The 14,268-nt window shown below is 72.9% G+C and carries 16 protein-coding genes; all 16 read right to left on the bottom strand.

Translation table 11 applies throughout. The features are described from left to right. Positions 1–110 precede the first annotated feature (110 nt). Positions 111–281, bottom strand: coding sequence for a CsbD family protein (locus JOD66_RS26095; protein ID WP_204839683.1), 171 nt, complete (start codon positions 279–281; stop codon positions 111–113). 174 nt (positions 282–455) lie between these two features. Further along, positions 456–1,388 (bottom strand): MinD/ParA family ATP-binding protein, encoded by a 933-nt coding sequence (locus tag JOD66_RS26090; RefSeq protein WP_239545447.1) that lies wholly within the window; start codon positions 1,386–1,388, stop codon positions 456–458. 295 nt (positions 1,389–1,683) lie between these two features. Continuing rightward, positions 1,684–3,063, bottom strand: a complete 1,380-nt coding sequence (locus tag JOD66_RS26085; RefSeq protein ID WP_204839682.1) for a dihydrolipoyl dehydrogenase family protein — start codon at positions 3,061–3,063, stop codon at positions 1,684–1,686. Between the two features lie 239 nt (positions 3,064–3,302). Then, a complete protein-coding gene (nusB, locus tag JOD66_RS26080; protein ID WP_204839681.1) occupies positions 3,303–3,710 on the bottom strand; it encodes a transcription antitermination factor NusB in 408 nt (135 codons plus the stop codon). Positions 3,711–3,718: 8 nt separating this feature from the next. After that, positions 3,719–4,285 carry an elongation factor P gene (efp, locus tag JOD66_RS26075; protein WP_204839680.1) on the bottom strand — a complete coding sequence of 189 codons (567 nt, stop codon included), beginning with the start codon at positions 4,283–4,285 and terminating at the stop codon, positions 3,719–3,721. 62 nt (positions 4,286–4,347) lie between these two features. Then, on the bottom strand, positions 4,348–4,797 hold the full coding sequence (locus JOD66_RS26070; RefSeq protein WP_204839679.1) for a type II 3-dehydroquinate dehydratase: 450 nt from the start codon (positions 4,795–4,797) through the stop codon (positions 4,348–4,350). Next, a complete protein-coding gene (gene aroB, locus JOD66_RS26065) occupies positions 4,794–5,894 on the bottom strand; it encodes a 3-dehydroquinate synthase (RefSeq protein WP_204839678.1) in 1,101 nt (366 codons plus the stop codon). Before aroB ends, JOD66_RS26070 begins: the two co-directional genes overlap by 4 nt. Next, positions 5,891–6,406: a shikimate kinase gene (locus JOD66_RS26060; RefSeq protein ID WP_307823727.1), complete on the bottom strand. Its 516-nt coding sequence runs from the start codon at positions 6,404–6,406 to the stop codon at positions 5,891–5,893. Before JOD66_RS26060 ends, aroB begins: the two co-directional genes overlap by 4 nt. Then, positions 6,403–7,581: a chorismate synthase gene (gene aroC / locus JOD66_RS26055; protein ID WP_204839677.1), complete on the bottom strand. Its 1,179-nt coding sequence runs from the start codon at positions 7,579–7,581 to the stop codon at positions 6,403–6,405. Before aroC ends, JOD66_RS26060 begins: the two co-directional genes overlap by 4 nt. Positions 7,582–7,605: 24 nt before the next feature. After that, complete coding sequence (locus JOD66_RS26050; protein WP_204839676.1) at positions 7,606–8,304, bottom strand: A24 family peptidase; 699 nt, start codon at positions 8,302–8,304, stop codon at positions 7,606–7,608. A 9-nt stretch (positions 8,305–8,313) separates the two neighbouring features. Next, positions 8,314–9,120, bottom strand: coding sequence for a shikimate dehydrogenase (locus JOD66_RS26045; RefSeq protein WP_204839675.1), 807 nt, complete (start codon positions 9,118–9,120; stop codon positions 8,314–8,316). A gap of 10 nt (positions 9,121–9,130) precedes the next feature. Further along, positions 9,131–10,282: an endolytic transglycosylase MltG gene (gene mltG, locus JOD66_RS26040; RefSeq protein WP_204839674.1), complete on the bottom strand. Its 1,152-nt coding sequence runs from the start codon at positions 10,280–10,282 to the stop codon at positions 9,131–9,133. After that, complete coding sequence (ruvX, locus tag JOD66_RS26035) at positions 10,275–10,745, bottom strand: Holliday junction resolvase RuvX (RefSeq protein ID WP_204839673.1); 471 nt, start codon at positions 10,743–10,745, stop codon at positions 10,275–10,277. The genes mltG and ruvX overlap by 8 nt, the downstream gene beginning before the upstream one ends. A 4-nt stretch (positions 10,746–10,749) precedes the next feature. Then, a complete protein-coding gene (gene alaS, locus JOD66_RS26030) occupies positions 10,750–13,431 on the bottom strand; it encodes an alanine--tRNA ligase (protein WP_205126565.1) in 2,682 nt (893 codons plus the stop codon). A gap of 11 nt (positions 13,432–13,442) precedes the next feature. Continuing rightward, a complete protein-coding gene (locus JOD66_RS26025; protein ID WP_204839672.1) occupies positions 13,443–13,706 on the bottom strand; it encodes a DUF6167 family protein in 264 nt (87 codons plus the stop codon). After that, entirely contained in the window at positions 13,703–14,257 is a 555-nt protein-coding gene (locus JOD66_RS26020; protein WP_204839671.1) for a hypothetical protein, read from the bottom strand. The genes JOD66_RS26025 and JOD66_RS26020 overlap by 4 nt, the downstream gene beginning before the upstream one ends. Positions 14,258–14,268: the final 11 nt, after the last annotated feature.

The raw sequence follows: 14,268 nt of genomic DNA, 5'->3' as shown, positions 1-14,268 counted from the left end.
AAAGGATGTTGCGGGGCCGACTTTACAGACCGAGCCGCCGCGGACGCGAACCGGACCCGGCGTGGCTCGCACCACGCCGGGCCCGGTCGGTCGTCTGAGCGTTCGGCCGCCTACTTGAAGGCGTCCTTCACCTTCTCGCCGGCCTGCTTCAGGTTGCCCTTGGCCTTGTCGACCTTGCCCTCGTTCTCGAGGTCCTCGTCGTCCGTGGCCTTCCCGACGGCCTCCTTGGCCTTGCCGGTCATCTCCTCGGCCTTGTTGCTCAGCTTGTCGTCGAGACCCATCCCGGGCTCCTCTCGTCGTCGGTCTGCTGACTCGCGGGAGGTACCCGGTGTCGGGGTGTCGATCCGGGGTCCGGTGGTCATCGACGTTGCGGTTTGGTCCCAAACCGCACAGATCGGGGTCCTGAACCTGCGGTTTGGGACCAAACCGCAACCCGAGACCGCCGGCGAGCGGACCTACAGCGCCGTCGCCATCGCGGCACAGGCCCGCAGCCACGACCGCCGGGTGCCTGTGGACAATTGTGCGTAGGGCACAACGGAGCCCGAGACCAACGCCGGGTCGTAGGGCACCCGGTAGACCCCGCGGGTACGCTGCTCGTAGACCTGCGTGAGGTCGCGCGCGAGCGCCTCGTCGACCTTCGGGCTCGGGTCGGAGAGGACGGTGATGGTCCTGTACTTGAGGTTCTCGTGACCGGCGTCCTGGAGCGCGTCGAGCATCCACAGGCCGCTGTAGCCGGTGTCCTCGCGGACCGTGCTGGTCACGACGAGGAGGTCGGCGGCGTCCGCGGCGGCGAGCCAGTTCTCGGCGCGCAGGTTGTTGCCGGTGTCGATCAGGAGCAGCCGGTAGAACCGCTCGAGCAGGGCGTGCACCTGGGCGAAGTCGCCGGCGTGGATGACGCCGGTGACGTCGGGGCGCTCGTCGGAGGCGAGGACGTCGAAGTGCGCATCGCCCTGGGAGCGGACGAAGGCGCCGAGGTCGCCGATCCGGGACTGGTGGCCGTCGGTGAACCGCCCGAGGTTCTCGAGCAGCTCGCGGGTGGTGTTGCGGTGGGCACTCCGCGTGCCGCGGATCCCGAGGGTGCCTCGCGTCTCGTTGTTGTCCCACGCGATCACCCCGCCGCCGCGCACGGTGCCGAAGGTGTGGCCCGCGGCCAGCACACCGGTCGTCTTGGCCGCGCCGCCCTTCGGGTTCACGAAGGCGATCGTGCGCGGACCGTCGAAGTCCCGCTGGATCGCGGTCCGGTCGGCCTCGTAGGACCGCTCGGCGGCGCCCATCGCCGGGCTGATCAGCCCGCCGGACCAGCGGCGTACGCGACCGCGCCAGCCCCACGTCGCCGGGCCGAGGGTCGCCTCACTGTCGCGTCGGTCGAGGAAGTCGGTCGCGGTCATGAAGCGGCGTGGCTCGACGGCCTCGGGTACGGCGGGCGGTGGGGTCGGCGGCAGGCTCGGCGGTTGACCGGGCGGCGGGCTCGCCGGCGGGCTCGACGGCGGGCTCGACGGCGGCGGACCCACCGGCGGCCCACCCACCGGGGGTGGCGGCGGAACCGGAGCGGCCGGGGGCGGCGGCCCGATCGGGTCGGTCAGTGGGTCGGCCAGGTGATCGGTCACGGGGTCGGTCGAGGAATGACTCACGTGTACCTCCGAGATAGGCAGCGGTCGTCGGCCAACCTACCCCGGCTCCACCTCAGGACACGGCGGAGAGGGCGGTCTCGATCGCACGATGGAAGGTCGGGTACGCGAAGTGCATGCCGCGCAGGGTCGTGAGCGGCACCTCGGCATGGACCGCGGTCACCAGCATGCCGATGATCTCGCCGCCGGCCGGTCCGACCGCGGTCGCACCGACGAGGACGCCGCGGTCGAGGTCGACCACGACCTTGATCAGGCCGTCGTTGCCGGCCTTGTGCAGCCAGCCGCGGCTGGACTCCGGCAGCGCGGTCGTCCCGACGCCGACCCGGATCCCGGACCGGCGGGCCTGGTCCTCGGTGAGACCGACCGAGCCCACTTCGGGATCGGTGAACGTGGCCCGCGACACCGCGCGGTAGTCGGCCCAGGGCCCGTCCTCGCCGGTGAGGTCGCGCAGCGCGACGTTCGCCTGGTACATCGACATGTGGGTGAACGCGCCCTTCCCGGTGATGTCGCCGATCGCCCACAGCCCGTCGACGCCCGCGACCCGCATCCGCTCGTCCACCTCGATCGCCCGCACCCCGTCGTCGAAGCCCAGCGTGTCGAGGCCGATGTCGCCGAGGTTGGTACGACGGCCCGCGGCGACCAGCAGCGCCTGGGCGCCGATCGTCGTACCGTCGGCGAGGGTGATGCCGAACGCGCCGTCGTGGCTGACCGCGGTCACCCCGACGCCGGCCCGGACGGCGATCCCCTCGGCGTCGAGTGCGGCGGCCACGACACCGCTGGCCTCCGGCTCCTCGGGACCGAGGATCCGCTCCCCCGCCTCCACGACCGTGACCTCGACCCCGAACCGCGAGAACGCCTGCGCCAGCTCGCACCCGATCGCACCCCCGCCGAGCACCACGAGGCTGGACGGCAGCTCGCGGAGGCGCACGGCGTCGCGGTTGGTCCAGTACGGCGTGTCGGCGAGCCCCTCGATCGGCGGCACCGCGGGCTCGGTGCCGGTGTTGAGCACCACCCCGCGCCGGGCCGTCACCGTGACCTCGCCGTCGTCGGTCGTGACCACGACCCGCCCCGGGCCGGCCAACCGGCCGTGCCCGCGCACGAACCGCGCCCCGGCCTTCTCCAGCCGCTCGACGGCGACCTCGTCGTCCCAGTCGTCGGTGGCCTCGTCGCGGATCCGGTCCGCGACGACCGTCCAGTCGGGCGTCACCTCGGCCCCGCCGGCCAGCACGGCCACCCGCCTCGCCTCGGCCAGCGCATCGGCGGCGCGGATCATCATCTTCGACGGGATGCACCCGAAGTACGGGCACTCGCCGCCGACCAGCCGCCGGTCGACCCCGACCACGGAGAGGCCGGCGCGCGCAAGTGACGCGGCGAGGTGCTCGCCGCCGGGTCCGAGTCCGATCACGACGACGTCTGCTTCCAGCGGCTCCGGCATGGAGCCACAGTGGCACGGCGGTGGTCGTCAGACCAGCCTGGTGCCAGGGCGCGGCGTGGGTGGTCGCGCCCGGCACCCCGCTCGCTCGGCGTACGTCAGGCTGGCGGGGGCCGGGTGCTCCCGCTGGCGTGGAACCGGTACCAATTGGGCAGAGACCGCGGGGAGGAGGCCCGAATCGTCGCGTTTTGGTCCCAAACCGCAACTGGTCAACTGGTCAGACCAGCCGCCCGGACCACCGCTCAGACGAGCGTCCCCTTCTTCCGCTGGATCGCTCCGAGCACCCCGTTGACGAACGCCGGGGAGTCGTCGGTGGACAGCTCGCGGACCAGCCCCATCGCCTCGGTCACCGCCACCGTGTCGGGGACGTCGTCGGCCCACAGCAGCTCCCACACCCCGATCCGGAGCACGTTGCGGTCGACGGCGGGCATCCGGGCCAGGCTCCAGTCGGTGGAGAACTCCGCGAGCACCTCGTCGATCCGCTCGCGGCGCTCGCTGACGCCGCGCACCAGCTCGGAGGTGTACGGGTTGGCCGGGGGCTCGCCCTCGGCGATGGTCCGCTCCAGCGCCTCGACGCCCGTCTCGCCGCGCAGGTCGGCGGCGTACAGGACGTCGAGGGCGCGCTTGCGGGCCTTGGTCCGGGCTCCCACGAGGGTGCTCAGCCCTTCACGCGCGAGAGGTACGAGCCGCCCTCGCGGGTGTCGACCTTGATCTTCTCGCCCTGCTCGATGAACAGCGGGACCTGGATCTCGGCGCCGGTCTCGAGCGTGGCGGGCTTGGTGCGGCCGGTGGCGGAGTCGCCGACGACGCCGGGCTCGGTGTAGGAGACGACGAGCTCGACCGAGGCGGGCATCTCGATGAACAGGACGCGGCCCTCGTTGGTGGCCAGGATGACCTCCTGGTTCTCCAGGAGGAAGCCGGCGGCGTCACCGACGATGGCGGGGTCGACCTCGAGCTGGTCGTAGTCCTGCACGTCCATGAAGACGTAGTTGGTGCCGTCGTTGTAGAGGTACTGGAACGAGCGGCGGTCGACGGTCGCGGTCTCGACCTTGGTGCCGGCGTTGAAGGTCTTGTCGACGTTCTTGCCCGACTCGACGTGCTTGAGCTTGGTACGGACGAACGCGGGTCCCTTGCCCGGCTTCACGTGCTGGAACTCGACCACCTGCCAGAGCTGGCCCTCCAGGTTCAGCACCATGCCGTTCTTGAGGTCGTTCGTGGTTGCCATGCGTCAGCCTTCTGTTGAGGTGTCCAAGAGCGTGCGGCCCGCAGCCGGGCCGACGGACAATCCTACTGGGCGCCCCGCGCCGCGATGAATTCGAGCGCCTGCCGGTAGCCGTCGATGCCCTGGCCCTCGATCACCTTGGCGGCGTGCGGCGTGACCACCGAGGTGTGCCGGAACTCCTCGGGCCGCTTCGACGGCGCGCTGATGTGGACCTCGACGAGCGGCGCGGTGAGCTGGGCGCAGGCGTCGTAGAGCGCGTAGGAGTAGTGGGTCCAGGCACCCGCGTTGAGCACGACAGGCCAGGCCTTGTCGGCGGCGTTGTTGAGCCAGTCGAGCAGCTCGCCCTCGTGGTTGGTCTGCGAGAAGTGGATCTTGAGCCCGAGCTCCTTGCCCCACCGCGGCATCAGCTCGTTCTGCAGGTCGAAGTGGGTGGTGGTGCCGTAGATCTCCGGCTGGCGCCTGCCGAGGCGGCCCAGGTTGGGGCCGTTGAGGACGTAGACGTCGCGGCGGCTCACGACGCACCGCCCGAGATCGCGTCGTACGCCGCCCTGAGGTCGTCCTCGGACGGCCCGGCGAGCACGACCGGCCGGGCCAGCTCGGAGAGGACGACGAAGCGCAGCTGGTTGCCGCGGGCCTTCTTGTCGACGCGCATCGTGGCGAGCAGGGTGTCGAAGTCGGCGCCGTTCCACGACGTCGGGAGCCCGACCCGGCCGAAGGCGGCGCGGTGGCGGGCCACCACGTCGGGCGCCAGGGAGCCGGCGCGGGCGGCCAGCTCGGCGACGTACACGCAGCCCAGGGCGACCGCCTCGCCGTGGCGGATGGAGTAGTCGGTGGCCTTCTCGATGGCGTGGGCGAGGGTGTGGCCGTAGTTGAGCACCTCGCGCCCGGGGTGGCCGTCGACCCCGCCGGTCTCGCGCAGGTCACCGGCGACGACCTCGGCCTTGACCCGGATCGCGCGCTCGACCAGCTCGCGCAGCACCGGCGAGTCGGGCGTCAGGTCGGAGGGCTCGGTGGCCTCGACCAGCTCGAGGATCCGCGGGTCGGCGATGAAGCCGCACTTCACCACCTCGCCGAGCCCGGCGACGACCTCGGCGCGCGGGAGCGACGCCAGCAGTGCGAGGTCGCACAGGACGCCGGCCGGCTCGTGGAAGGAGCCGACCAGGTTCTTGCCCGCGGGGGTGTTGATGCCGGTCTTGCCGCCGACCGCCGCGTCGACCATGGCGAGCACCGTGGTCGGCACGTGCACGACGGCGACCCCGCGCAGCCAGGTGGCCGCGACGAAGCCCCCCAAGTCGGTGGTCGCGCCGCCGCCGAGCGTCACCACGGCGTCGGAGCGGGTGAAGCCCTCCTCCCCGAGCGACTCCCAGCACGCCGCGGCGACCTCCCAGCTCTTCGCCTCCTCGCCGTCGGGGACCTGGAGCACGATCACGTCGAGACCGTCGAGCAGGTCCTCGAAGGGCTCGAGCAGGTCCTCCAGCGACTCGGGCGTGATGATCGCGACCCGCTGGACGCCCGCGGGCAGGAGGCCGCGGAGCCGGTCGAGGACGCCGTGGCCCACCACGACGTCGTACGGCGCCGCGGTCGGCACCGGGATCACGGTCGGCTGGCTCATGCGGGCTCCCCTTCGAGGCTGGCGACGATCTCGGCGGTGATCTCGGCGGGCTCGCGGCCGTCGGTATCGACGGTGAACCTGGCGACGCCCTGGTAGACCGGCGTGCGCTCGTCGAGCAGCTGCTTGACCCGGGCCCGGACGTTGCCGAGCAGCAGGGGACGCCCGGTGCCGAGGCCGACCCGCTTGACCGCGTCGGCGAGGCCGACCCGCAGGAAGACGACGGGGTGCGCGGCGAGCAGCGCCCGGGTGGCCGGGTCGAGCACGGCGCCCCCGCCGAGCGAGAGCACGCCGTCGTACGACGCGAGCGCCTCGGCGACCACGGCCCGCTCGAGCGCGCGGAACGCCGCCTCGCCGTCCTCGACGAAGATGTCCTGGACGCTCTTGCCGGTCCGCTCCTCCACGATCGCGTCGGTGTCGGCGAACCCGACGCCGAGCCGCGCGGCGACGAGCCGCCCCACCGTGGTCTTGCCGGCACCCATCGAGCCGACCAGGACCGCCCGCGGTCCGGTCACCTGAACCGGAGCGTGTCGAGGTACGACTGCACGTTGCGCCGGGTCTCCTGCACGGAGTCGCCGCCGAACTTCTCCAGCACCGCCTCGGCCAGCACCAGCGCCACCATCGCCTCGGCGACGATGCCGGCGGCGGGGACCGCGCAGACGTCGGAGCGCTGGTGGTGGGCGACCGCCTCCTCGCCGGTGGCGAGGTCGACGGTGCGCAGCGCGCGCGGGACGGTCGCGATCGGCTTCATCGCCGCCCGCACCCGCAGGATCTCGCCGGTGGTCATGCCGCCCTCGGTGCCGCCGGAGCGGCCCGATACCCGGCGCAGGCCGTCCTCGGTGGGCACGATCTCGTCGTGGGCGAGGGAGCCGGGCGTCGCGGCGAGCTCGAAGCCGTCGCCGACCTCGACGCCCTTGATCGCCTGGATGCCCATCAGCGCGCCGGCGAGGCGGGCGTCGAGCCGGCGGTCCCAGTGCACGTGGGAGCCCAGGCCCGGCGGCAGCCCGTGGACCACGACCTCGACCACGCCGCCGAGGGTGTCGCCGTCCTTGTGGGCCTGGTCGATCCGCTCGACCATCAGCTTGGAGCCGTCGGCGTCGAGGCAGCGCACCGGGTCGGCGTCGAGACGCACGACGTCGTCGGGCGTGGGGAGCTCGCGCGAGGGAGTGCGGACGCCGCCGATCTCGAGCACGTGGCTGACGATCCGGGCGCCGGTGGCCTGCTCCAGGAAGTTGCTGGCGACCCGTCCGAGCGCGACCCGGGCCGCCGTCTCGCGGGCGGAGGCGCGCTCCAGGATCGGGCGGGCGTCGGCGAAGTCGTACTTCTGCATGCCCGCGAGGTCGGCGTGACCGGGGCGGGGGCGGGTGAGCGGGGCGTTGCGCGCCTGCGCCTCCAGCACGGCGGGGTCGACCGGGTCGGCCGCCATCACGGTCTCCCACTTCGGCCACTCGGTGTTGCCGACCTGGATCGCGACCGGGCCGCCCTGGGTGCGGCCGTGGCGGACGCCGCCGGTGATGGTGACCTCGTCGGCCTCGAACTTCATCCGGGCGCCCCGGCCGTAGCCGAGGCGGCGGCGGGCGAGCGAGTCGGAGATGTCATCGGTCGTGACCTCGACGTGGGCCGGCAGGCCCTCGAGGATCGCGACCAGGGAGGGGCCGTGGGACTCCCCCGCGGTCAGCCAGCGCAACATGGGCACCAGTCTCCCACGGTGGGCTCAGGCGCTGAGGACCTGTCCCACCACGATCGCGGCGAGCGCCCCGAGCACCAGGAAGGGCCCGTACGGCACCCGCCGCCGGATCATCGTGCCGTTGCGCCGCAGCGGCACCAGCCCCAGCACCGCGAGCACCGCGGCGGCGACCGCCGAGACGATCAGCACGCCGGCGCCGAACGGCCCGAGGGCGATGCCGAGCAGCGCGCCCAGGCGTACGTCGCCACCGGCCATGGCGCGCGGGCTCACCAGCCACATCAGGCCGTAGTAGCCCCCGAGCGCCACGAACCCGATCAGCCCCCACAGCGCCACCCGCGGCTCGCCGACGATGACGGCGACCACCCCCACCAGGACGCCGGTCACCAGCCAGGCCGGCTGGATCAGCCGGGACGGGAGGTACCAGGTGACGTAGTCGATCACGGTCAGCGCGCAGCAGACCGGGACCAGCGGCAGCAGCCACAGCAGCGCCCAGCCCCAGCCGAGCGCCAGCCCGAGTACGCCGGCCGCGAGCCCGCACGCGACGGCGCTCCCCCACCGCAGCCCGGGCCGGGCGGCCAGCCGGGCGAACGGCACGTGGTCCGGGTAGTCCTCCGGGTTCTCGTCGGGATCGTGCTCCGGTTCGGGGCAGCGCGCGACCAGCCACGGGACGAGCAGCCCCAGCGCCGCGCCGATCAGCGCGCAGACCAGCGCCGGGACCCACTCCATGACCGCAACCTACCGAGCCGCGAGGGCCGCTTCGCCCGCCGAGCGCATCGCGTCGAGTGGTCCGTCCTGACCAGTGAACAGGGCGAACTGGAGCACGGCCTGGTGGACGAGCAGGTCCAGCCCGGAGACGACCGTGCTCCCCGCGTCGAGCGCGGCGGCGACCAGGGGCGTGGGCCACTCGGCGTAGGTCACCTCGAACACCACGTCGGCCGGCAGCACCCGCTCGACCAGGTCGGGCGTCTGCGCACTCGCCGGGATCGTGGAGACCAGCACTCCACCGCCGGCGCCGACCGCGGCCAGCGGCAGCACGTCGACGACGGGGCCGCGCGGGTGGCGGCGGATCGCCGCGACCGCCTCCTCGGCGTTCGCCGGGGTGCGGGCGGCGACCGTGATCGCGCCGAGGCCGAGGTCCGCGAGCGCGAGCCCGACACTGGCCGCCGTCGCACCACCACCGAGGACGGTGGCCGCGGTCAGCGGCCCCGCGAAGCGCTCCCGGATCGCCGCGGCGGCGCCCGGGACGTCGGTGTTGTCGGCGTACCAGCGCCCGCCCCGCCGGACCAGCGTGTTCGCGCCCCCGGCCAGCACGGCGAGCTCGGAGACCTCGTCGGCCAGCGCCAGCGCCTCCCGCTTGAGCGGCGCGGTCACCGACAGGCCGCGCCACTCGGGGCCGAGGCCGGCCACGAACCCGGCCAGCTCGCCCGCCGGCACCCGCACGGCGTCGTACGACGCGTCGAGGCCGAGCGCGGCGTACCCGGCCCGGTGCAGGGTCGGCGAGAGCGAGTGGGCGACCGGGTCCCCCAGGACCGCGCACCTCATCGACGCGCCATCAGCAGGCGTCGGAGGTCTTGCAGTACTCACGCAGCCGCTCGGTCGCGGCGTTGTGCTCGGCCAGGGTGGTCGAGAAGACGGTCTCGCCGGTCTTCAGGTTGACCACGACCCAGTACAGCCACGGCCCGTCGGCGGGGTGGAGCGCCGCGTCGATGGTCGCCTTGCCGGGGTTGCCGATCGGGCCCGGCGGCAGGCCGGTGTGCTTGTAGGTGTTGTAGGGCGAGTCGATGTCACGCTGCTCGGAGGTGGTCCAGACCTCACCGGAGAGCCCGTTGGCGTACGCGACCGTGGCGTCGGACTGCAGCGCCATGTCGATGTCGAGCCGGTTGTAGATCGCGCGGGCGACCTTCGGGTAGTCCTCGGTGCGGTTGGCCTCGAACTCCAGCATGCTCGCCACGGTCAGCACCTCGTGGGCGGTGAGGCCGACCTGCTCCGCCTGGGCGTCCAGGCCGAGCTCGGTCATCACCGACTGTCCCTTGGCGACCATCGCGGCCAGGATCGACTGCGGGGTGTCGGCCGGCGTGATGGTGTACGTCGCCGGGAACAGGTAGCCCTCCGGGTTGCCCTCCGCGGACGCCGGCAGGCCGAGCGCGGCCGGGTCGGCGAGCACCGCCTGGAACTGCTTGGCCTTGAAGTCGGTGTTCTTCGCCAGGATCTTCACGATGTCGGAGGTGCGCTTGCCCTCCGGGATGGTCACCGTCTCCTGCGACATCTGCGAGGGGTCGACCAGGATGGTGACGACGTCGGCGGCCTTCATCCGGCTCTTGAGCAGGTAGGTGCCGGCCTGGATCTTGGTGGAGCGGCCGTCCTTGGCGGCGGCGTCGACGAACGCGTCGGACGACTTGACCACGCCGAGGTCCTCGAGCTCGGCGCCCATCGAGGAGACCGACTGGCCGGGGTCGATGACGAAGGTGACCTCGCCGCTGCCGGGACCGGCGTAGTCCTCGGGCCCCGCGAACATGTCCTTGACGTCGGCGATCGCGCCCCGGGCGAACCAGGCGACGATGGCACAGAAGACGAGCACCACCAGCAGCATCGGCAGACAGCCGCCCCGACGGCGCTTCTCCGCGCGACGGCGACCGCCGGCGGGCGTACCGGGGAGCAGGTCGTGACCCGTGGCCTCGACCTGCTCGGGGTGCGGCTCAGTCATGGGTCTCCTCGTGCGTGGGGGTCACCAGCTCGCCCGGAGGGTTGCCGGTCGCGCGTTCTGCGTCCAGCGCCTGCTGGAGGATGACGACGGCCGCGACCTGGTCGACCACGGCTCGGCGCTTCGCTCCCTTGCGCTGGTCGCGCAGCATAGCCTCCGCGGTCACCGTGGTGAGCCGCTCGTCGACGAGGCGCACCGGGACCGGAGCGATCCGCCGCGCCAGGCGTACGGCGAACTCGCGGGTCTTCAGCGCCGCCGGGCCCTCGCCGCCGCCCAGCGAGCGGGGCAGGCCCATCACGACCTCGACGGCGTTCTCCTCGGCGAGGATCCGGTGGATCCGGCGCAGGTCGCCGTTGCCGCGGCGCACCGTCTCGACCGGGGTGGCGAGCATCCCGGAGGGGTCGCTGCGGGCGACGCCGATCCGGGCGTCTCCCGGGTCGACGCCGAGGCGCACGCCGTGCCTCATCGACTCAGCCCCGCGCCACCGCGGCGGTGACGGCGGCGAGCGCCTCGTCGATCCGGGATACGTCCGTGCCGCCGCCCTGGGCCAGGTCGGCCTTGCCGCCGCCCTTGCCGTCGAGGAAGGGCGCCGCCGCGCGGACCAGGTCGCCGGCCGCGAGGCCACGGGCCTGGGCCGCGTCGTTGAGCGCCGCCACGATCGCGGCCTTGCCGTCGGCCGCGCCGACCAGGACGACGACCGCCGGAGCGTCGCCGGCGAGCCGGGCGCGCACGTCGGTGGCGAGGGTGCGGACGTCGCCACCCGAGGCGCCGTCGAGACGCTGGGCGACCAGGCGCACCCCGTTGACCACCTGCGCACCCTCGGCGAGGGCGGCACCTCCGGCGAGCAGCTGCTGGAGCCGGATCCTCTCGATCTCCTTCTCCGTCTGCTTGAGCCGCTCCACGAGGTCGCCGACCCGGCCGACGAGGTCGCCGGGCTGGGTCTTGAGCAGCGTGGACAGCTGGCCGACGACGTCGCGCTCACGGGCGAGGTAGTCGAAGCCCTCGACACCGGTGAGCGCCTCGATCCGGCGGTTGCCGGAGCCGACCGACGCCTCGCTGGTGACCACGATGGTGCCGACCTGGCTGGAGTGGTCGACGTGGGTGCCACCGCACAGCTCACGCGACCACGGACCGCCGATCTCGACCACGCGGACCTTCTGGTCGTCGTACGTCTCGCCGAAGAGGGCGATCGCGCCCCAGTCCTTGGCCTCGCCGAGGGTCATGTACTGCCAGCCGACGGGCAGGTCGGCGCGCAGCGCGTTGTTGGAGACCTGCTCGATCTCGCGGACCTGGTCCGGCGAGAGGGCGTTGAGCCAGCCGAAGTCGAGACGGAGGTAGCCCGGGCGGTTGTAGGAGCCGGACTGCAGCGCGGTCGGCCCGAGCACCTCGCGCAGCGCGGCATGCACGATGTGGGTGCCGGAGTGCGCCTGGCGGGCGCCGATGCGCCACTGCGGGTCGACCTTCGCGTGCAGCAGCCGCGCGTCGGCCGGCAGCTCGCCGTCGACGACCCGGACCTGGTGGACGACCAGGCCGCGCACCGGCCGCTGGACGTCGAGCACCTCCAGGGCGCCGCCCTCGAACTCGATCACGCCGGCGTCGGCGACCTGGCCGCCGGACTCGGCGTAGAACGGGGTGCGGTCGAGGACCAGCTCGCCGATCTCACCCCCGGCGAGCACCGGCACGGCCGCGCCCTCGCGCAGCAGCGCCAGCGGCCGGGACTCGGTCTCGAGGGTCTCGTAGGCGAGCCACTCGGTCGGGCCGTTGGCGTCGAGGATGTCGCGGTAGACGGCGGTGTCGGCGTGCTGGCCCTTCTTCGCGCGCGCGTCGGCCTTGGCCCGCTCGCGCTGCTCGGCCATCAGCTGCCGGAAGCCGGACTCGTCGACGTTCAGCCCGGCCTCGGCCGCCATCTCGAGAGTGAGGTCGATCGGGAAGCCGTAGGTGTCGTGGAGCGCGAACGCCTTCTCGCCCGGGATGGTGCTCGCGCCGGACTGCTTCACCTCGCCCGCCGCGAGGTCGAAGATCTGGGTGCCGGCCTGGAGGGTCTTGCGGAAGGCCTCCTCCTCGGCGTACGCGACCTGGGCGATCCGGTCCCAGCCGGAGACCAGCTCGGGGTAGCTCTCCCCCATCCTGTCGCGCGAGACCGGCAGCAGCTCGGGCAGCGCCGGGTCCTGGTAGCCGAGCAGCCGCATGTTGCGCACCGCGCGGCGCAGCAGCCGGCGCAGGACGTAGCCGCGGCCCTCGTTGCCGGGGGTGACGCCGTCGCCGATCAGCATCAGCGAGCTGCGGACGTGGTCGGCGACCACGCGGAAGCGCACGTCGTCGACGTGGCCGTCGGCCCCGGGCGCGCCGTACCTCTTGCCGGAGAGGTCCATCGCCTTCTCGATCACGGGGAAGACCGTGTCGATCTCGTACATGTTGTGCTTGCCCTGGAGCAGGTACGCGACCCGCTCCAGGCCCATGCCGGTGTCGATGTTCTTGCTCGGCAGCGGGCCCGCGATGTCGAAGTCGTCCTTCGCCCGGACGGCGCTGAGCTCCTCCTGCATGAAGACCAGGTTCCAGATCTCCAGGAACCGGTCCTCGTCGGCCTCGGGGCCGCCGTCGGGCCCGAACTCGGCCCCCCGGTCGATGTAGATCTCGCTGCAGGGACCACCGGGACCGGGCACGCCCATGTTCCAGTAGTTGTCCTTCAGCCCGCGCGGCTGGATCCGCTCGTCGGGCAGGCCCGCGATCCGCTTCCACGCCTCGCGTGCCTCGTCGTCCTCGGGCAGCACCGTGACCCAGATCCGGTCGGGGTCGAAGCCGAAGCCGCCGTCGGCCTGGGCGTTGGTTATCAGCTCCCAGGCGAACCGGACCGCGCCCTCCTTGAAGTAGTCGCCGAAGGAGAAGTTGCCGTTCATCTGGAAGAAGGTGCCGTGGCGGGTGGTCTTGCCGACCTCCTCGATGTCGAGGGTCCGCACGCACTTCTGCACGCTGGTCGCCCGCTGGAAGGGCGGCGTCTCCTGGCCCAGGAAGTAGGGCTTGAACGGCACCATTCCGGCGTTGACGAAGAGCAGGTTGGGGTCGTCGAGCAGCAGCGAGGCCGACGGTACGACGGTGTGGCCGCGGTTCTCGAAGTGGGCGAGGAACCGGTTGCGGATCTCCGCGCTGCTCAGGTACTGCTCGCTCAACGGGTGCCTTCCTTGCTGGACTGGGGATTCATGAGTTGGGGCGGACCAGCGTCCGCGCCGTCGAAGCGCTGTCGCAAGTGGATTTCGGCCGCGGCCTGGCCGCGGGCGACCTCCTCGCCGAACATCCGCGCGCCGAGGACGGCCGCGCCGATCCGGTCGCGCATGCCGTCGGGCGTGAACGCCTCGGCGAGGCGGCGTACCCGGACCATGCCGTAGACGCCGGCGGCGGCTCCCGCCGCGAACCAGACGCCGGCCTTCACGACGACACCTCCACGTCCGGGCGCAGGGTCGCGCGCTGCCGGGACTCCAGGTCGCGGCGGGCCGCCTTGAGCAGCAGCCGGCGCTCCTTGCGCGAGCGCTTGACCTCGCGCTTCATCTCGAAGCGGATCCGGTTGCGGACCTCGGGCGAGAGCGCCCGCCGCAGCCCGGCGGCCAGCGCCGCCGTCTTGATCACGCTCTCGCGCAGCACGATGTCGGCGAACATCGGCGCCGGCACGACCCGAGCCGGGACCCGCGGCCCGTGCTCCTGGCCCAGGTCGGTGATGACGTACTCACGGTCGTCGACCACGGCCACCGGCGTCCGCTCGCGCCGGGTGGCGCCGTCCTGCGCGGCCTGCAGCTCCGTCTCGATCCGCGCCAGCTGCTCGCGCAGCGCCTCGGCGTCCTGTGCGGCGGCGGTGAGCAGCGCCTCGGTCTGGCCGCGCGCCTGGCGCACGGACCGGGACAGCCGGTACGCCACGACCGCGAGCGCCGCGACGGCGACGAGGGTCACCACGACCAGCCAGGTCGGGACGGCGAGGTCGGAGGTCACGACGAGCAAGC

This window comes from Nocardioides nitrophenolicus, from assembly GCF_016907515.1.
GTDB classification, from domain to species: Bacteria; Actinomycetota; Actinomycetes; order Propionibacteriales; family Nocardioidaceae; genus Nocardioides; species Nocardioides nitrophenolicus.
Note: the sequence above shows the minus strand (reverse complement) of the source record. Positions and strands in the feature narration are given on the sequence as shown.